General features: G+C 64.6%; 11 protein-coding genes, 2 tRNA genes and 1 other RNA gene. 7 read left to right on the top strand and 7 right to left on the bottom strand.

Going from position 1 to position 18,800, the window contains the following annotated elements:
- Nucleotides 1-3: 3 nt before the first annotated feature.
- Nucleotides 4-1,314 carry an adenylosuccinate synthase gene (locus tag M622_RS31230; protein ID WP_021249594.1) on the top strand — a complete coding sequence of 437 codons (1,311 nt, stop codon included), beginning with the start codon at nt 4-6 and terminating at the stop codon, nt 1,312-1,314.
- Between the two features lie 260 nt (nt 1,315-1,574).
- Here M622_RS31230 and M622_RS31225 read toward each other — a convergent pair.
- Nucleotides 1,575-1,659 (bottom strand) — tRNA-Leu (locus M622_RS31225).
- A 240-nt stretch (nt 1,660-1,899) separates the two neighbouring features.
- Nucleotides 1,900-1,984, bottom strand: a tRNA-Leu gene (locus M622_RS31220).
- A gap of 39 nt (nt 1,985-2,023) precedes the next feature.
- Between M622_RS31220 and rnr the strand changes: the two genes are divergently transcribed.
- The 4 genes from rnr to M622_RS31200 are packed head-to-tail and all read left to right on the top strand — an operon-like array spanning nt 2,024 to nt 7,271.
- On the top strand, nt 2,024-4,636 hold the full coding sequence (gene rnr / locus M622_RS31215; protein ID WP_021249593.1) for a ribonuclease R: 2,613 nt from the start codon (nt 2,024-2,026) through the stop codon (nt 4,634-4,636).
- Nucleotides 4,629-5,381 (top strand): 23S rRNA (guanosine(2251)-2'-O)-methyltransferase RlmB, encoded by a 753-nt coding sequence (gene rlmB, locus M622_RS31210; protein ID WP_021249592.1) that lies wholly within the window; start codon nt 4,629-4,631, stop codon nt 5,379-5,381. Before rnr ends, rlmB begins: the two co-directional genes overlap by 8 nt.
- A gap of 28 nt (nt 5,382-5,409) precedes the next feature.
- On the top strand, nt 5,410-6,549 hold the full coding sequence (locus M622_RS31205; protein ID WP_021249591.1) for a DUF4118 domain-containing protein: 1,140 nt from the start codon (nt 5,410-5,412) through the stop codon (nt 6,547-6,549).
- 53 nt (nt 6,550-6,602) lie between these two features.
- Nucleotides 6,603-7,271, top strand: a complete 669-nt coding sequence (locus tag M622_RS31200) for a response regulator (RefSeq protein WP_031346941.1) — start codon at nt 6,603-6,605, stop codon at nt 7,269-7,271.
- 11 nt (nt 7,272-7,282) lie between these two features.
- Here M622_RS31200 and M622_RS31195 read toward each other — a convergent pair whose 3' ends face one another.
- From M622_RS31195 to M622_RS31175, 5 genes are all read right to left on the bottom strand, one after another.
- Nucleotides 7,283-9,148: a potassium transporter Kup gene (locus M622_RS31195; protein WP_031346940.1), complete on the bottom strand. Its 1,866-nt coding sequence runs from the start codon at nt 9,146-9,148 to the stop codon at nt 7,283-7,285.
- Nucleotides 9,149-9,295: 147 nt separating this feature from the next.
- A complete protein-coding gene (locus M622_RS31190) occupies nt 9,296-12,052 on the bottom strand; it encodes a bifunctional diguanylate cyclase/phosphodiesterase (RefSeq protein ID WP_021249588.1) in 2,757 nt (918 codons plus the stop codon).
- Nucleotides 12,053-12,220: 168 nt separating this feature from the next.
- Entirely contained in the window at nt 12,221-14,203 is a 1,983-nt protein-coding gene (locus M622_RS31185; RefSeq protein WP_021249587.1) for an SLC13 family permease, read from the bottom strand.
- A gap of 139 nt (nt 14,204-14,342) precedes the next feature.
- The gene (locus M622_RS31180; RefSeq protein WP_021249586.1) at nt 14,343-15,758 is read right to left on the bottom strand and encodes a hypothetical protein; all 1,416 of its coding nucleotides are present in this window, start codon (nt 15,756-15,758) and stop codon (nt 14,343-14,345) included.
- A 36-nt stretch (nt 15,759-15,794) separates the two neighbouring features.
- Nucleotides 15,795-16,616 carry a nitroreductase family protein gene (locus M622_RS31175; RefSeq protein ID WP_021249585.1) on the bottom strand — a complete coding sequence of 274 codons (822 nt, stop codon included), beginning with the start codon at nt 16,614-16,616 and terminating at the stop codon, nt 15,795-15,797.
- A gap of 249 nt (nt 16,617-16,865) precedes the next feature.
- Here M622_RS31175 and M622_RS31170 point away from each other — a divergent pair, with 249 nt between their 5' ends.
- Entirely contained in the window at nt 16,866-18,557 is a 1,692-nt protein-coding gene (locus tag M622_RS31170) for an AMP-binding protein (protein ID WP_021249584.1), read from the top strand.
- A 54-nt stretch (nt 18,558-18,611) separates the two neighbouring features.
- An RNA gene (ffs, locus tag M622_RS39710) (signal recognition particle sRNA small type) lies at nt 18,612-18,710 on the top strand.
- Nucleotides 18,711-18,800: the final 90 nt, after the last annotated feature.

The following is an 18,800-nucleotide window of genomic DNA, read 5'->3' as shown; positions in this document are numbered from 1 at the left end:
AAAATGGCAAAGAACGTCGTCGTCGTCGGCACCCAGTGGGGTGACGAAGGCAAGGGCAAGATCGTTGATTGGCTGACCGACCATGCCAAGGGCGTGGTGCGTTTTCAGGGTGGCCACAATGCCGGCCACACCTTGGTCATCGGGCAGACTGAATACAAGCTCAACCTCGTGCCCTCGGGCATCGTGCGTGAAGGCGTGGCCTGTTACATCGGCAATGGCGTGGTGCTCGACGCCCACCATCTGCTCGCCGAGATCCGTACCCTGGAGGCGGGCGCCATCAAGGTCCGTGAGCGCCTGCGCATCAGCCCGGGTTGTCCGCTGATCCTCGGTTATCACAGCGCACTGGATCGCGCGCGCGAGGCCTCGAAGTCTGCCGACGACAAGATCGGCACCACCGGCAAGGGCATCGGCCCGACCTACGAGGACAAGGTTGCGCGCCGCGCCTTGCGCGTCTACGACCTCTTCGACCGCGAGCGCTTTGCCGCCAAGCTCAAGGCCAACCTCGAATATCACAACTTCGTGCTGACCCAGCATCTGGGCGCCGAGGCGGTCGAATTCCAGCCGGTTTTCGATCAGGCGATGAAGGACGCCGAGGAGTTGCTGCCGATGGTGGCGGACGTGTCGGCCGAGCTCTATGCGGTCAACAAGGCGGGCGGTTCGCTGTTGTTCGAGGGCGCGCAGGGCACCTTGCTCGATATCGACCACGGCACCTATCCCTTCGTCACCTCGAGCAACTGCGTTGCCGGTCAGGCTGCTGCCGGTTCGGGTGTCGGCCCCAGTCGCCTGCACTACGTGCTGGGCATCACCAAGGCCTACTGCACTCGTGTTGGCGGCGGACCTTTCCCGACCGAGCTCGATATCGACACCGTCGGCGTGCCCGGTGAACAGATGTCGACCAAGGGCCGTGAGTTCGGCACCGTCACCGGGCGCAAGCGGCGCTGCGGCTGGCTCGATCTTGCCGCGCTCAAGCGCTCCATCATCATCAACGGCGTGACCGGCCTGTGCATCACCAAGCTCGATGTGCTCGATGGGCTGCAGGAGCTGATGCTGTGCACCGGCTACATGCTTGACGGCAAGCGCATCGATCTGCTGCCGATGGGCTCGGAAGAGGTCACCCGCTGCGAGCCGATCTACGAGAGCATGTCAGGCTGGAGTGGCACCACCGTAGGTGCTCAAGGCTGGGACGCGCTGCCGCATGAGGCGCGCGCCTACCTGCATCGGATCGAGGAGATCTGTGAAATTCCGATCGACGTGATTTCGACCGGGCCCGAGCGCGACGAAACGATTCTGCGTCGTCATCCGTTTGGCGCCTGAATGCGGTGATGGGGGGCTGCGGGGGCCGCGCTGCGGTCGACGCGGTCTCCGCAAGCAAGCGGCGTGGTCTGCATGTGCGGCTGTCTTGAGCGCGCGTACTGTCGACGCCGCAGCGCTTTTTTTTGCCTGCGCGCCTCGCCTCGGATGTGCGGGTCGGCCTCAGCTTCCTTCCCGAGCTGGCCGTGGACACGGCGAACGCGTTGTCAGCGATGCCGTGGTCAACGAAAAAAGCCGGCTGAAAGCCGGCTTTTCCCTGAAACTGGTGCCCAGAAGAGGACTCGAACCTCCACGCCTTGCAGCGCTAGTACCTGAAACTAGTGCGTCTACCAATTCCGCCATCTGGGCAGGGAGGCGCATAATAGCAAACGCTTTCGGCCTTGCAAAGCCTTTCTTCGCTTCAATGCGGGAGGCGGGCGGAAGCGATCCAGGCCCAGGTGTCGGGGCGGCTGGCGCAACAGGCGCTGGAATGGACGCCGCATCGGCGGCCCGCATCAGGGGTGATGACGAGCGCGATCACATTGCCATCGCAGGCGAGAAAGGTGTGGACGAAAAAAGCCGCTCCGAAGAGCGGCTTTCTCGTGAAACTGGTGCCCAGAAGAGGACTCGAACCTCCACGCCTTGCAGCGCTAGTACCTGAAACTAGTGCGTCTACCAATTCCGCCATCTGGGCAGGAAGACGCGAATTATAAGTACTGAAAGAAGATTGTCAATGACTCGAAAAACGAAAGATACACAAACACCCACCACGCCCGGCGCGCGCAAGCCTGCCGCGCGCAAACCCGATCCTCGCCGCACCGATGATGGCGCTGCGCCCACGTCGGGGCGCAGCCGTGCGGCACGCAAGGCATCAGCCGCGGCCGCGGTGACACACAGCAGCGCCATCCGTCAGGCTGACCCTTTCCATGAGCGCGAATTGCAGCAGTACGAGCAGCCCTTGCCCAGCCGCGAATATGTGCTGCAGGTGCTGGCGGATCGCGGCGTACCGATGTGGTTTGATGAGCTGGTTGCGGCGCTGGACATTCAGGCCCACGAGCACGAGCACTTCGAGCGCCGCCTGCGCGCCATGGTGCGCGATGGCCAGATCGTGCATAACCGCGGCGATGCCTATCTGTTGCCTGCCAAGGCCGATCTGATCCAGGGCCGCGTCGAGGGCCACCCCGACGGCTTCGGCTTTGTGCGGCGTGATGACGCTGGCCCGGACATCTTCCTGGGGCCAAAGGAAATGCGCGCCGTGCTGCACGGCGACCGCGTCATGGTCCGCATCGCGGGCCAGGATCGTCGTGGTCGCCCTGAAGGCAAGGTGGTCAGCGTGCTCGAGCGCGCCAACAGCCGTGTCGTTGGCCGCGTGATCAGCGAGCATGGGGTGATGATCGTCGCGCCCGAGAACCGTCGCCTGGCGCAGGACATCCTGATCGCCGCAGGCGGGCGCAAGAAGCCCGAGCCAGGCCAGATCGTCACCGTCGAACTCATCGAACAGCCCACGCGCTCGTCGCAGCCCATCGGCCGCATCGTCGAGGTGCTTGGCAACTATGCCGACCCCGGCATGGAGATCGAGATTGCCCTGCGCAAGCACGACCTGCCGTTTGATTTTTCGTCTGCGGCCAAGGCCGATACGCGCAAGCTGCCCGCCGTAGTGCGCAAGAAGGACTGGGCTGGGCGCGAGGATCTGACCCAGCTGCCGCTGGTCACCATCGATGGCGAGACCGCCAAGGACTTCGACGACGCGGTGTATTGCGAACGTCAGGGCAAGGGCTTCCGGCTGATCGTGGCGATCGCGGACGTGTCGCATTACGTTGTTGCCGGCAACGCGCTCGACAAGGACGCTTTCGATCGTGGCAACTCGGTGTACTTTCCGCGGCGCGTGATTCCCATGCTGCCGGAGAAGCTGTCCAACGGGCTGTGCTCGCTCAACCCCCAGGTCGAACGCCTGACCATGGTGGCCGACATGAACATCTCGACCAGCGGCGAGATCAAGTCCTATCGTTTCTACCCGGCGGTGATCTGGTCGCATGCACGTCTGACCTACACCCAGGTTGCGGCCGCGCTCTACGATAAGGATGTGGCCGTGCGCACCGAGCTGGACTCGCTGATCCCGCATCTCGAGAACCTCGACAAGCTCTTTCGCGTGCTGCTCAAGGCGCGCGCCAAGCGCGGTGCGATCGACTTCGAGACCACCGAAACGCGCATGATCTTTGACGACAACGGCAAGATTGCGCAGATCGTGCCCGAGGTGCGTAATGACGCTCATCGCCTGATCGAGGAATGCATGCTGGCTGCCAACGTCTGCGCGTCCGACTTCCTCGCCAAGCGCGAACATCCGGCCTTGTACCGCGTCCACGACTCGCCGTCCGAGGACAAGCTCGCCAAGCTGCGCGAGTTCCTGAAGGAATTCGGCCTCGGCATCGGTGGCGGAGACGAGCCGCGCGCCACCGACTACGCAAAGCTGATCGAGCAGATCAAGAGCCGTCCCGACGCGCAGTTGCTGCAGACCGTGATGCTGCGTTCGCTCAAGCAGGCCATGTACAGCCCGGACAACGTCGGCCACTTCGGTCTCGCCTACGAGTCCTACACCCACTTCACCTCGCCGATCCGGCGCTATCCCGATCTGCTCATCCACCGTGGCATCAAGGCGGCGCTGGCCGGCGAGGAGTATCGTCCGGGCGATTGGGAGCAGATCGGCCTGCATTGTTCGATGACCGAGCGTCGCGCCGACGAGGCCACGCGCGACGTCGTCGCCTTCCTCAAGTGCTTTTTCATGCAGGATCGGGTTGGCGAGATGTTCACCGGCAGCGTCTCGGCGGTGGTGCCGTTCGGCCTGTTCATCGCGCTCGACGACATCTTCATCGAGGGGCTGCTGCACATTTCCGATCTTGGCAGCGACTATTTCCATTACGACGAGACCCGCCACGCCCTGCTGGGCGAGCGCAGCGGCAAGCAGTTCCGCCTCTCTGATCGGGTCAAGGTGCAGCTGGTCCGGGTCGACATGGCGACCAACAAGATCGACTTCCGCTTCATCGAAGGGCCATTGGCAGCCGCCAAGCCGGCGTCGGCTTCTGCCCCTGTGCAGGAGCCCGCGCCAGCGCCCGAGCTAGCGAAGAAAAAGCCCAGGGCCAAGGCCAAGGAGAGTGCAGGGGCGACGGAAGAATCGGATCAGGCGGAGAAAAAGGCGAAGAAAGCGAAGAAGAGTGCTGCCAAAGTGGAGCCTGAGTCCAAGGCGAAGCCGGCCCCCAAGCTTGAGGCCAAGCCGGTAAAATCGCGCGCCTCCAAAGCGGCGCCGAAACCTGCCGCCAAGTCTTCCGCAAAGGACACCAAACGTGGCTAAAGCACCCGAAACCGCCTCTACGCGACTCATCTACGGTTTTCATGCCATCTCGGCCAAGCTGCGCCACGCGCCGGATGCGGTGCTGGAGATCCACCTGTCAGGCGATCGCAAGGACGCCCGCGTGAAGAAGTTCATCGCCCAGGCCGAGGCCGCCGGCACGCGCATGCTCAACAGTGACAGTGACAAGCTCGATGCGCTGGTGGGGACGCGCCGGCACCAGGGCGTGGTGGCCAAGGTCGACGCCACGCGGCGCGACATCAAGCTTGCCGATGTGCTCGACAGCCTGGAAGAGAACGCGCTCATTCTGGTGCTGGACGGCGTGCAGGATCCGCACAACCTCGGTGCCTGTCTGCGTGTCGCGGACGCCGCTGGCGCCCATGCGGTGGTCGCGCCCAGGGACCGCGCGGTGGGGCTCAATGCCACCGCGATCAAGGTGGCCAGCGGGGCGGCTGATACCGTGCCCTACATCACCGTCACCAATCTCGCGCGCGCACTGCGCGAGATGCAGGACGCAGGCGTGTGGGTGGTGGGCGCCGCAGGCGAGGCCGCCCGGTCGGTGCATGACATTGACCAGAAAGTGCCGCTGGCCTGGGTGCTGGGGGCAGAGGGCGACGGCTTGCGCCGGCTCACGCGCGAGACCTGCGACGAGCTCGCGCGTATCCCCATGTATGGCAGCGTCGACAGCCTCAATGTCTCGGTCGCGAGCGGCATCTGCCTGTTCGAGGCGCGGCGCCAGCGCGCCTGAGTGGCGCGTGCGCGGGCGGCCGCGGGCTTTGAGCTCCATCCTGACGCAGGCGCGCCCTTATGGTGGCGCGGTGCTGATCGTGCTCGGTGTGGCGCTGCTCGGCGCGCCGCTGCTGGGTCACCTCGAGCTGGCCAACATTGCCATGCTGTTCCCGCTTGCGGTGTTGTTCGCCGCGCTGTGGCTGGGGCGTGGGCCGGCGGTGCTGGCCGCCCTGCTGTCAGTGGCGCTGCTGGATTTTTTCTTCGTCAAGCCGCATTTCACCTTCGCCATCGAGGATCTGCAGTACCTGCTCACGTTTGCTGTGCTGCTCAGCGTGGCGCTGATTGCTGCCGAGCTCGTCGCCCGACTGCGACGTGAACGCGACACCGCCGCAGCGAGGGCAGGCGAGGCCGCGCAGGCACGCCTGGCCGTGGACTCGGAGCGCCTGCGCAACACGCTGCTGGCCTCGCTCTCGCACGACCTGCGCTCGCCGCTGACTGCGCTCGCGGGCCTGGCGGAGTCACTTCCCCTGGCCGGGCCGCGTTTGCCCCCCGCGCAGGCCGCGCTCGCCGAAGCGATCCGGCGCGAGGCCTTGCGCACGCACGCGCTGGCGCGTGATCTGCTCGATCTGGCGCGGCTTCAGGGTGAGACGGTGACGCTTGCACGGGAGTGGGTGCCGGTTGATGAGTTGGTTGCCAGCGCCGTGCAGGCGCGCGAGCATGCCCTGCAGGCCTTGCAGCTCAGGATGGCGCTCGAGGACGACTTGCCGCTGCTGCGGGTTGATGCGGTGCTGATGGAGCGCGTGCTGTGCAACCTCATCGACAACGCCCTCGCACACACGCCCGCCGGCGGCAGCCTCAGCCTGGCGGCGAGCGTGGAACGCTGTGCAGCGGTGGGCGCCAGTGCGTCCGCCGGATGGCTTCAGCTCTCGGTCTGCGATAGCGGTTGTGGCTTGCCCGCAGGGCGTGAGCAGGCGATCTTCGAGCGCTTCGTGCGCGGTGGTGATTCCGCCTTGCCGGGGCCAGGGCATGCAGGCGATGACGGCAGCGGACTCGGGCTGGCCATCGTGCGCTCAATCGTCGAGGCGCATGGCGGGACGGTCGAGGCCAGCAACCGCGAGCAAGGGGGCGCCTGCTTCACGGTGCGTCTGCCGCTCGAGCCTCAGCCCTTGCTCCCGGAGCTCGAGTGAGCGCCGCTTCCGGCAGCGCGTTATGCGCACGCGCGTCCTCACGCAGCGCGCCGATCATCGTGCTGATTGAGGACGAGGCGGGGATCCGGCAGTTTGTCCGCACCGCACTGGCGTCCGCCGGCTACAGCGTGTTCGAGGGCGAGACGCTGGCGCGCGGGCGCATTGCGGTGTCGATCCGCCGACCGGATGTGGTGGTGCTGGACCTCGGTCTCCCCGATGGCGACGGCATGACGCTGCTGGCAGAGCTGCGTGACTGGAGCCATGTGCCGGTGCTGGTGCTGTCGGCGCGCGGCGATGAGACCGACAAGGTCCGTGCGCTCAATGCAGGGGCGGACGATTACCTGAGCAAGCCCTTTGGCGTGGCCGAACTGCTGGCGCGCGTGCGTGCCCTGCTGCGTCGCAGCCAGCGCGTCGCTGAGGGGGCAAAAGTGCACTTCGGTGATATCGAGGTCGATCTCGAATGCCGAAGCGTACGCCGTGCCGGCGCGGACGTGCATCTCACGCCAACCGAGTTCAAGCTTCTCGGCCTGCTGCTGCAGGCGGGCGGGAAGATCCTCACCCAGCGTCAGCTGCTGGCGGGGGTGTGGGGGCAGAACCATGTCGAGCATGTGCATTATCTGCGCGTCTACATGGCGGGCTTGCGGCGCAAGCTCGAAGTCGACCCGGCCAGGCCTTGCCATATCCTGACCGAGTCAGGCGTCGGCTATCGCTTGTTGCGCTGAAATGGCAGGCCTCAGATCACCAGTTGCGTGCCGAGCTCGACCACGCGATTGGCGGGAATGCGGAAGAAGTCCGTGGCGCTGGTGGCGTTCTTCGACATCAACGCGAACAGCTTGCCGCGCCAGCGTGTGATACGACCTCGGCTCAGCCTGGGAATCACCGATTCACGAGACAGGTAAAAACTCGTTTCCATCATGTCGAAGCTTTCTCCAAAGCGACTGCATTGCAAGAGCGCGCTGGGGACGTCGGGGTCTTCCATGAAGCCGTAGCGCAGCACCACGCGCATGAAGCCCTGCCTGAGTGGATGCAGGTAGATGCGCTCGAGTTCGCTTACGTAGGGGGTGTCGGCGGTCTGTACTGTGAGCAGGACGACGCGGTCGTGCAGCACCTGGTTGTGCTTGAGGTTATGCAGCAAGGCGGACGGTACGCCGTTCTTCGAGCTGGTCATGAAGATCGCCGTGCCCTTTACCCGATGCACCTCGTCGACCATGTCGAGGAAGTCGTCGAGCGGCAGACCCTCACGAGAGACCTCCTCCATGACCAGTGCGCGGCCGTGGCGCCAGGTCGTGAGCAGGGTGAAGCTGAGGATGCCGACCACGATCGGAAACCAGCCGCCCTGAGGAATCTTGATCGCATTGGCGGCAAAGAATGCGAGATCGACGGCAATCAGTGCGCCAATCAACAAGGCAACCACAAGCTTGTTCCAGCGCCACAGCAGCACCATGACGAAGGCGATCAGCACGGTGTCGATCAGCATCGTGCCGGTCACGGCGATGCCATAGGCGGCGGCGAGGTTCGACGAGTTCTGAAAGCCCAGCACCAGCCCGCTGACGGCGAGGTAGAGCGTCCAGTTGGTGAAGGGCACGTAGATCTGCCCTTGCTCGTGTCCCGAGGTGTGAACGATCAGCATGCGCGGCAGTAGTCCCATCTGCACCGCCTGGCGGGCAACCGAGAACGCACCCGAGATCACCGCCTGTGAGGCGATCACCGTTGCCAGCGTGGCCAGAACGAGCAAAGGTGCCAGGGCCCAGCTCGGGCCGAGATGAAAGAAGGGGCTCTCGAGCGCGGCGCCATCATGCAGCAGCAGCGCGCCCTGGCCAAAGTAGTTCAGCACCAGTGCCGGCATGACGAAGCCGAACCAGGCCAGGCGGATGGGGAGCGGGCCGAAGTGGCCCATGTCGGTGTACAGCGCCTCGCCTCCGGTGACGGCCAGCACCACCGAGCCCAGCGCAAGAAAGGCGAGCAGCGTATGTTCGCTGGTGAAATTCACCGCATAGGCGGGATTCAAGGCGACCAGCACGTCGGGGTGACGGGAGATCTCGAGGATGCCCAGAAGCGCGAGAACGGCGAACCAGCACAGCATCACCGGGCCGAAGAACAGTCCCACCGCGGCGGTGCCGCGACGCTGGATCATGAACAGCGCGGTGAGGATGGCGAGCGTCAGCGGCACCACGTACTCGTCCAGGTCCGGCGTGAGGATGCCGATCCCCTCCACCGCTGACAGCACGGAGATCGCCGGCGTGATCATGCTGTCACCGAAGAACAGGGCGGCGGCGAAGATGCCCAGCATCGACACCAGCCAGGCCAGGCGGTGGCTGCGCGCGCGCTCCAGGATCAGTGCCAGCAAGGCGAGCGAGCCGCCTTCGCCGCGGTTGTCGGCGCGCATCATGATCAGCACGTACTTCAGCGTCACCAGCACCATGATCGACCAGAACACCATGGACAGCACGCCGAGCACATTGTCGGGGGTGACGGCGATGGGGTGATGGCCGTTGAAGATTTCCTTCAGCGCGTAAAGCGGACTGGTGCCGATGTCACCGAAGACGACGCCGCTGGCGGCGAGGGTGAGGGCGGGAAGGGCTTTGCGACGAGCATGCATGCGCTTCATCCTGATGCGATGTGGGATGGCGCAGCGCTACGCCATGAACGCAAGTCTGGACTTGGCGGCGTAAAGATGGCGTAAAGATTCTGTACCGCAGCGCTCGGCGCAGGCGGAGACGCCGCGCGCAGGGAGCGAGCAAGGGGTTCAGGTCATGGCGAGAAAGTCGGCCCAATTCTCGATCGGCTGAGGTTTGCCGAACAGGTAGCCCTGATAGCGCTCGCAGCCATGCAGGCGCAGGAACTCGCGCTGGATGGGCGTTTCGACGCCCTCGGCGAGGACTTCCAGGTCGAGCGCCTGCGACATCGACAGGATGGCGAGCACGATGGCTTCGCTGCTTTCGTTGCTGGCCATGTCGCGAATGAAGGATTGATCGATCTTGAGTTCGTCGAAGGGCAGGCGCTTGAGGCAGGACAGCGAGGAGTAGCCGGTGCCGAAATCATCCAGTGCAAAGTGGATGCCCAGTTCGCGCAACTGATTCATGCGGGCGACGACTTCGTTGCTGTCGCCGAGAATCACGCCTTCGGTCAGTTCGAGCTTGAGCCTGCTGGGGTCGATTCCGGCAGCGGAGACGCATTTTTTCACGCTGGCGACAAAGTCGGGTTGATGAAACTGGCGGGCGCTGACATTGACGGCCATGGTCAGGTGCCGGGTCTGGGCCTGGCTTTGCCACAGCGCGAGTTGTGCGCATGCGGTACGCAATACCCACAAGCCGATGGGCACGATCTGCCCGGTGTCTTCGGCGAGCGGGATGAATTCGGCCGGCGACACCATTTGCCCCTCGGCAACCGGCCAGCGGATCAGCGCCTCCGCGCCCGTGAGTTTGCCCTGGCGGTCGACCTGGGGCTGGAAGAAGAGGCGGAAAGCTGTGCTCTCGATGGCCTCGTGCAGGCGTGCCTCCATGCGCGCGTTCGCGTCCACCACCGCCTGCATCGCGGGGTTGAAGAAGCGGATATTGTTGCGGCCGTCCTCTTTCGCCCTGTACAGCGCAACCTCGGCCTGTTTGAGCACACTGCCAAGCGCGAGCGCCTTGCCCTGGAACAGGCTGATACCAAAACTCAGGGTGGAGTGATGCAGCACCTCGTCGTCGTCACCGAGCACGTAGGGCGCGCTGAGCGCATGCTGCAGTTTGCGTGCGATGTGTTCGGCATGGACGAGGGCTTCGGCTTCGGTGGTGCCGATGTTCTCGGTCAGGATGGCGAAGTCGTCGTCGCCGTGACGCGCGACGGTGTCGTCTTCGCGCACACTCGCACTCAAACGTTTCGCCACTGCGCGCAACAACTGGTCTCCGGCGGCATGGCCCTGGGTGTCGTTCACGAGCTGGAAGCGGTCGATGTCGAGCAGCATCAGCATGCCGTAGGTGTCGCCGCGACTGCTGCTGCGGATGGCCTGGGCAAGGCGGTCGTGCAGCAAGGCCCGATTGGGCAGCGCGGTGAGTGCGTCGTAATAGGCCAGGCGGTGCAGCAAGGCCTCGGACTGCTTGCGCTGGGTGATGTCCTCCTTCACTGCGACGTAATGCGTGATGACGCCGTCCGGTGTCTTGATCGGGGCGATGGTCGCCAGTTCGAGATAGGTCGACCCATCCTTGCGTGTGTTGTGAAACTCGCCACGCCACACCTCGCCACTGACAAGCGTCGCCCACATGTCCTTGTAGGTCGATGGCGGCGTCAGGCCGGTGTTGAGCACACGTGGATTCTGACCGAGCATTTCTTCGCGCGTGTAGCCCGTCGTGCGCTCGAAGGCTGCATTGACATAGACGATGTGCGCATCCATGTCGGCAATGACGACGGACTCCGGGCTCTGCTCGATCGCCATCGACAAACGCCCCAGCTCGGCATCGCGTCTTTCGATCTCGGCCGCCATGTCGTCAATGCCGTGCGCGAGTGCGTCGAGTTCGCGCACGTTGACCTCGCGGCCGATGCGTGCGTCCAGCTTTCCCGCAGCGATGCTGGCCACGACCTTGCCCACCTGGGACGCCCATACCTCGATCAAGCGGTAGATGTGAAAGCGCGCCACCAGCGCAGAGGCCAGGGCGAGGGTGGCGAGCAAGGCCATGCTCAACTGGAAGCGTCGCTCCATGGCGTTCAGCGATTGTTCGAGTGGCGCTCCTATCATCACGAAGCCGCTGCCACGCGCGAAGCTGGGCTCGGATACGCCGTACAGGCGCATCTTGCCGTCCAGCCCGGTAAATTGTGCGATGCCGTCGCCGCGCCCCACCACCTCGGCCATGGTGTGCAGCATTTCAGGCGCGAGCACGTGGTCGCGCCAGCGCACCGGGTCAGGGTGGTGCGATAGCAGCGCTCCGGCGCTGCTGACCAGGCTGGCTTCCCAGTTGGGCGGGAGCCTGAAGTGCTCGATGAGGCGATCGAACCAGTCAAGCGTCATCGCCGCGAAGATGACGCCACGTACCTCGCCCGCGGCGTTGGTGAGACGGTAGCCGAACACCATGACGGATCTCTGCGAGATGCGCCCGGTGACGAATTCGCCTGGTGACACGCCATCGGCCTGCATGCTGTTTTGGAACCAGGCGCGGTCGGAGACGTTGATTGCCTCGGCGCTGGGTCGGGAGCTGCACACCACCTTGCCATCGGGCAGGGCAAGGCCGAGGTTGGAGAAGCCTTCGAGCGACTCCAGCAGCCGCCCTGCGAGCGCATTGCATTGCTCGTTGTCCACTGACTGCAGCTCATTGGAGCGCGCCATGATGCGCAGCGCCAGCCCGACGGCGCGGTGTGCCGCCTTGGCTTCGCGGTTCGCGTCCGCCAGTCGATCCGAGATTTCGGCATGGATGTCCGCGACCGCCTGTTCACGGCGCTCGCTATAGTCGAGCAGCATGAACAGGAAGATCGGGACGACGGCAATGGCGACCGTCAGCCAGAGTCGCAGATTGAGCGAGTTGCGGATCATCGTTCGCATGAGGTCTACGGTGGTCCGAACTCCGTCAAAAGGTAAGTGCCGAAAACGCGAATGACAATATGCCCCAATATGGGGACTCAGTGTTCGTCAATTTTCGTGTTTGTAGCGAGTAGATCACATTGGCCAGCTTTTTGAGTTTGGCCTGCGCTCATCCGTGCCCTACAAAGGCCATGCCCACAGCAGCACCGGTATGCCCAGCGCAATGACGATGAGATCGAGTGGCAGCCCCATACGCCAGTAATCGCCAAAGCGAAAACCGCCAGGGCCGAGAATGAGGGTGTTGTTCTGATGGCCGATGGGGGTGAGGAAGGCGCAGGATGAGCCCAGCGCCACCGCCATCAGGAAGGTGTCGGGATTGACGCCGAGTTGCAGCGCCGCACCCAGCCCGATGGGCGCCATCACCGCGGCGGTGGCGGCGTTGTTCATCAGGTCGGTGAGCACGATCGTGGTCACCAGGATGACGGCCAGGCCGATGATCGCGTCGCCGTTTGCCAAACCTTCCAGCAGCAGGCGTGCAATCAGTTCGGCGGCGCCGGTGGCCTGCATCGCGCCTGCCACCGGAAGCAGCGCGGCAAGGAGGACAACGACCGGCCAGTCCACCGCCTCGTACACCGCGCGCGGCGACACCGTGCGCAAGGCCATCGATGCGAGCACGGCGGCCGCAAAGGACACCGCCGCAGGCAGCCAGCCGAGCGCGGCGACGGTGACCGCTGCCAGCATGATCATGGTCGCGGTCACCGCCCGACGGCGGTCGGGAATATGCAGATCGCGCCTGGCCAGCGGGACACAGCCGAAATCGGCGGAAAAATCGACGAGGGTGTCTGACGGGCCCTGCATCAGCAGCAGATCGCCCGGACGCAGCTTCAGGGTGCGCAGGCGCACGCGCGTGCGCGCGCCTGCGCGTGACATCGCAAGCAGGTTGAGCCCGTAGCGCGAGCGCAGCAGGATGTCGCTCGCCGAGCGCCCATTGAGCGCCGACTCCGGGCGCACAACGAGCTCCATCAGGATGATGTCATCGGTGCGCGCCTCACCAGCATCTTCAGTGGCAGCCTTTTCAGCGGGAGCGGCATCGGACTCAGGCGTGGGCGCTGAATCCCTTGCTGGCGATTTGCCCACCACAGCGGCGGCCTCCTCAGCGACGACAAGCTCGGCTGAGGCTGGGGTGGGCGGCTGCATGCTCCCGTCGTGCGCGTGCGTGTCGTTCTGCGTGGATGGCAGCGTGGCGGCATCCTCGCTCTTCTTTTCCGGTGCCTTGGCCTCCTCGAGTTCCAGTCCGAGTCGTGACACCAGCTTTGCGAGCGCCTCGATGTCGGCTTCGATCACCAGAATGTCGCCCGCCCGGATCAGGCGGCCGCCGCTGGGGGCAATCATGCGCACGTCGTTGCGGACGAGGCCGACGACCTGAGCGTCAGCTTCGTCCAGATCGCCTTCAAGCTCGCGCAAGCGCATGCCCGCGACGCGGCTGTCGGGCAGCACGCGGGCTTCGGTGATGTAGGCGCCGGTATCGAAGCGCCCTCCGGCGGCTTGCGAGCGGGCCGGCACCAGCCGCCAGCCGAGCACGACGATGAAGCCTATGCCCACCAACGTGAGCGGAAGGCCGACCGCAGTGAACTCGAACATGCCAAAGCCGCTCATCCCCGGCTGGTTGGCACGAAACCCTGACACGATGAGGTTGGGTGGCGTGCCGATCAGGGTGGTGGTGCCGCCAAGGATGGAGGCTGCGGCCAGCGGCATCAGCAGCTTGCCCGGCGGCAGTTCGAGCCGGTTCGAGAGTTGCAGTGCCACTGGCATCAGCAGCGCGAGCGCGCCGACATTGTTCATGAACGCCGACAGTACGGCGGCCAACAGGGTAAGTGCACCGATGCTCAGGGTCGGGCCAGCGCCGGCAGGCAGGACGGCTTGCGTCAATGCATCAACCGCGCCCGAGGTCTGCAGTGCGCGGCTGAGCACCAGCACGCAGGCGACGGTCACCACCGCGGGATGACCAAAGCCGGCAAAGGCGTCCCCGGGCTGCACCAGGCCGCTGAGCACGCAGGCCAGCAAGGCGGCGATGGCGACCATGTCATGTCGCCAGCGCCCCCAGAGGAAGGCGGCGATGGTGCCGACGAGGATGCTCAGGATCAGAAGCTGCTCCGTGCTCATCACGTCCTCCGGCAGTCAGTCATGGGGCAAGGATGGGGCTGATCCTCGAGCGGCCGTAAGGACGCGCCGCGTCGGAGCAGCGTACGCATGGGCGCGTGCGCCGCCGCTCGAGGGTGACCGTGTCCGGGCGCAGCCGTCCTCACTCGGTATCAAAGCCCAGCAGCCGGCTGTCGATGATGCGCTGCGCGACCGAGTCGGGCACATCCTTCTCCCATTCGCCACGACCGCGCCGCAGGCCTTGCCAGACTTCGGTGGCATCGATGTGGAGGTGGCTGTTGTCGTCCGGCTGTACCGCCACCAGCTTGTCGTTGCTGATCAGATGCGCGAGCAGGTGCTCCAGGTTTGCCGGCACTTTGACATTGGCCAGGGTGACCAGTTCGGAAGCGTCGGCGTGTCTGGGGCGTGAGGGGTAGACATACACATGGGTGTTGTCCGGAAACAGTTTGCCAAAGGCTTCGAGAATGCCGCCTTCCATGCCTTCGTAATATTTCTCGTCGAACAGGAAGCCAAAGTCGCGCACCGACAGGACGATGCCGATCTGCTTGAGCGTGTAGCGCCGCAAGTAGGCGCGCAGGCGGAAGAAACGCACGTAGTCGGAGATCATCACCGTGAAGCCCAGCGAGGTGAGCAGGTCAACCCGGGCAAGGAAGTCGGCCCCATCCACGTTGTCGCCGCTGATCAGTGAGTTCATCGTGATCTCGGCCAGCTGCAGGATGCTGCTCTCGTCCACGGCGGCGAGCTGGCTGAACTGCTTGAGCGCGGCCGCCATCATGTCCACGTTCACGCAGGTCACCGGCTTGAAGCTGCCGCGCATCACCATCACTGGTTTGCGATAGAAGCGCTCGCCCGGCACCACGACTTCGCCGTCCGGGTTGAACACCACCGCCCGCGTCAGCCAGCTGCGGATCAGGTGCAGGTTCATCAAGCGGTTCTCCACTTCTTCGAAGTAGGGGCCGGAGAAGTGGATGAGGTCGACCTCGATGCGCTCGGGCGTGAGGCCATCGCCCAGGCCCTCGACCACCCACTCAGGATGGTCGTGATGAAAGAAGGCGCCATGGATGAGATTGACGCCGAGCACGCCGAGCGCCTCGGACTGTTGCGCGTTGGTGTCGTCGAGCATGCGCACGTGCATGATGACGTCACTGGGGGCGGCGCCAGGATGGAGTTGCAGGCGGATGCCGATCCAGCCATGGCATTCCTTGTTTTGCTGAAAGCTGCGCGCGGTCACGGTTGCGGCGTAGGCAAAGAAGGTGGTGTTTCTTGGGCGCAGGTGGCTGAGCCGTTCCACCACCTGGTTGAACTCCTTGTCCAGCATCTGCAGCAGGCGTGCGCGGCTCACATAACGGTCGACATGACCATAGATGTCATCGCTGACCGCCATGTCGTAAGCCGACATGGTCTTGGCGACGGTGCCGGCGGCGGCGCCGACCTGGAAAAAGCGGCGCGCGACCTCTTGTCCGGCGCCGATCTCGACGATGGAGCCGTATTTGTATTTGTCGAGGTTGAGCTCCAGGGCCTTCTGGTCGGTGCTGAGAATGGCGTCGCGTTTGCGCATCGTTCGATTTCCTCCCGGGGCAGTGCCGTATCGGCGTTATTTGAGCTTGAAACCGCGCTCGTGCAGCGCGTCGACGAGACGATCACGTCCCGACAAGGTATGCGGGCCAGCGATACGCTTGGCCGAGTGCTCGGCCCATGTGCCGCGCACCTTCATCTGCTGTGCGGCGTAGAACTCGGCCATGGTGGTGTTGTAGCTGGTGATGCCTTCATCCTGGGCGCTGAGCGAGTACTTTTCCCTGTGCAGCACCACTGACTGTGGCGGGCGCGGCTTGAGCGCCGCGGCTCGGGTGGGGTCGGGATGGCCGACACACATGCCGAACACCGCGATCACGCCCGGTGGCAGATCGAGCAGGCTGGCGACCGTTTCTGGCTGGTTGCGCAAGCCGCCGATGTATACGGTGCCCAGACCGAGCGACTCCGCCGCCGCCGCCGCGTTCTGCGCCGCCAGTGCGGCATCGATGACGCCGACGAGCAGCATCTCGGTGTAATCGAGCGCTTCGACCGGACGTCCGGTTTGCGCCCCGAGGCGGGCGAGGCGGGCGAGGTCGGCGAGCCACACCAGCTGCAGCGGCGCCTCGCGCATGTGCGCCTGGTCGCCGGCGCACTCGGCAAGCGCTGCACGGGTTGCCGCCTCCCGCACCGCGACCACGCTCCAGGCCTGCAGGTTGGACGAACTTGCGGCCGACTGCGCAGCAGCGATGATGGCGGCCAGCATCTCCTCGCTCACCGCGTCGGGCAGGTAGGCGCGTACCGAGCGATGATCCAGCAGCTGTTCGATCAGCGCTGTGCACGCCGCTTCAGGCGTATGCGCGTCGTCACCGTAGCGTGCGCGCAGGCGTTGCTGGGCAAGGGACATTGATCACTCCGAGGGTGTAATTGTTGTGAGTATATTGGGCTTGTGCAGGCCTTCGCTGATCTCGCGCAAGCTGAGTGCTGGGGTATGGTCTGGGGTATGGTCTGGGCTGCCTGGTTCCAGGCCAGGATTCGTGTGTCAATTTGATCCAGATACAGAAATTACGTTAACGTCAACGTTAATATAGCGGATGCTGGGTTCGTGCCTCGATGCGAGCCGCAGGTTTTGATCACGACAAGGAGAGGGAACACCATGAGTGCCGTTGCCGAATTCATTGCTGCACGCGACTTCCTGCTGCAACATCGTAGCGATTACGCCACCGCTTACGCGGGTTTCAAGTGGCCCAGGCTGAAGGAGTTCAACTGGGCTCTGGATCATTTCGACACCATGGCCAAGGGCAACGACAACCCGGCGCTGTGGATCGTCGAGGAGGATGGCAGCGAATCGAAGCTGAGCTTCGCCGAAATGTCAGCGCGTTCCAACCGCGTCGCCAACTGGTTGCGCAAGCAGGGCGTCAAGCGCGGTGAGCGCATCCTGATCATGCTGGGCAATGAAGTGCCGCTGTGGGAGACCATGCTGGCCGCGATCAAGCTCGGCGCGGTCGTGATCCCCGCCACCACGCTGCTCACCCCGGAAGACCTCGATGACCGCATCGACCGCGGCCAGGTCAAGCACATCGTGATCGGCACTGCCCATACCGACAAGTTCGAGGGTCTGGCGGGCAACTATTCCCGCATCGCCGTGGGCGGCGCGCCCGCGGGCTGGAAGGCGTTCGAGGAGGCGGCCGCCGAGTCCGAGGCGTTCACCCCCGACGCGGTGACCCGGGTTGATGATCCCTTGCTGCTTTACTTCACTTCGGGCACGACCTCCAAGCCCAAGCTGGTGCTGCACACCCACCAGTCCTACCCGATCGGCCACCTGTCGACCATGTACTGGATCGGCCTCCAGCCCAACGACCGCCATCTCAACATCTCCTCGCCGGGCTGGGCCAAGCACGCGTGGAGCTGCTTCTTTGCGCCGTGGAACGCCGGCGCCTGCGTGTTCCTGTACAACTACAATCGCTTCAACGCCAAGGCGCTGCTCGACGTCATCGTGAAGAACGAGATCACCACCATGTGCGCTCCGCCCACGGTGTGGCGCATGCTGATCCAGCAAGACCTCGCCAGCGTGAAGACCAAGCTGCGCGAGCTGATCGGCGCAGGAGAGCCGCTCAACCCCGAGGTGATCGAGCAGGTCAAGAACGCCTGGGGCATCACCATCCGCGACGGCTTTGGTCAGACCGAAACCACGGCAGAGATCGGCAACACTCCCGGGCAGCTGCTCAAGCCCGGCTCGATGGGGCGCCCCTTGCCCGGCTTCAGGATTGCCCTGCTCGACGTCGACAGCAAGCCGACGGTCGAAGGCGAGATCTCGCTGGTGATGGGCGAGCATCGTCCGATTGGCCTGATGGTCGGCTACGCCGGCGACCCGGGCAAGACCGCGGAAGTCATGCGTGACGGTCACTACCGCACGGGTGACGTCGCCAGCATCGACGAGGACGGTTACATCACCTATGTTGGTCGCGCCGACGACGTGTTCAAGGCCTCCGATTACCGCATCAGCCCGTTCGAACTCGAGAGCGTCCTGATCGAGCACCCGGCGGTGGCGGAGGCGGCGGTGGTGCCAAGCCCGGACCCGCTGCGTCTGGCGGTGCCCAAGGCTTTCGTGATCCTGGTCGAGGGTCAGCAGCCGAGCAAGGAGCTGGCGAAGGACATCTTCGCCTTCACCCGCGAACGCCTGGCCCCGTACAAGCGCATCCGTCGCCTGTCCTTCGCCGATCTGCCCAAGACCATCTCGGGCAAGATCCGTCGCGTCGAGTTGCGCAAGGCGGAGGAGGCGCGAGGTGAGGCTGTGCGCGGTGAGCTGGAGTTCTTCGAGGAAGACTTCCCCGAGCTCAAGGGCTGATCAGGGCTGATCAGGGGCCCCACACGGCCGGCATGCTGCTACAATGCCGGCCGTGGCGGGTCTCCCCGCATTGCAGCGCGGTGAATCTGGTCAGGGTCGGAAGGCAGCAGCCACAGCCGTTCCCTGCAAGTGCCGGGGGTCAGGCTCGCCACACTGAATGATCAAGGCCGAAGGGCGCTCGAATCGGGCGCCCTTCGGCTTTTTCGTCTGCGACCGTGCGCCGAGGCGTGGTGAGAGCCTGGA

It is taken from the genome of Thauera terpenica 58Eu (assembly GCF_000443165.1).
Classification (GTDB): Bacteria; Pseudomonadota; Gammaproteobacteria; order Burkholderiales; family Rhodocyclaceae; genus Thauera; species Thauera terpenica.
This window is presented reverse-complemented; position numbering and strand designations above follow the sequence as displayed.

What these genes read in the sequence shown, in the direction of transcription:
- M622_RS31230 (WP_021249594.1), top strand. Translation starts at nt 4, where the DNA reads ATGGCAAAGAACGTCGTCGTCGTCGGCACCCAGTGGGGTGACGAAGGC.
- rnr (WP_021249593.1), top strand. Translation starts at nt 2,024, where the DNA reads ATGACTCGAAAAACGAAAGATACACAAACACCCACCACGCCCGGCGCG.
- M622_RS31195 (WP_031346940.1), bottom strand. Translation starts at nt 9,148, where the DNA reads ATGCATGCTCGTCGCAAAGCCCTTCCCGCCCTCACCCTCGCCGCCAGC.
- M622_RS31190 (WP_021249588.1), bottom strand. Translation starts at nt 12,052, where the DNA reads ATGATCCGCAACTCGCTCAATCTGCGACTCTGGCTGACGGTCGCCATT.
- M622_RS31185 (WP_021249587.1), bottom strand. Translation starts at nt 14,203, where the DNA reads ATGAGCACGGAGCAGCTTCTGATCCTGAGCATCCTCGTCGGCACCATC.
- M622_RS31180 (WP_021249586.1), bottom strand. Translation starts at nt 15,758, where the DNA reads ATGCGCAAACGCGACGCCATTCTCAGCACCGACCAGAAGGCCCTGGAG.
- M622_RS31175 (WP_021249585.1), bottom strand. Translation starts at nt 16,616, where the DNA reads ATGTCCCTTGCCCAGCAACGCCTGCGCGCACGCTACGGTGACGACGCG.
- M622_RS31170 (WP_021249584.1), top strand. Translation starts at nt 16,866, where the DNA reads ATGAGTGCCGTTGCCGAATTCATTGCTGCACGCGACTTCCTGCTGCAA.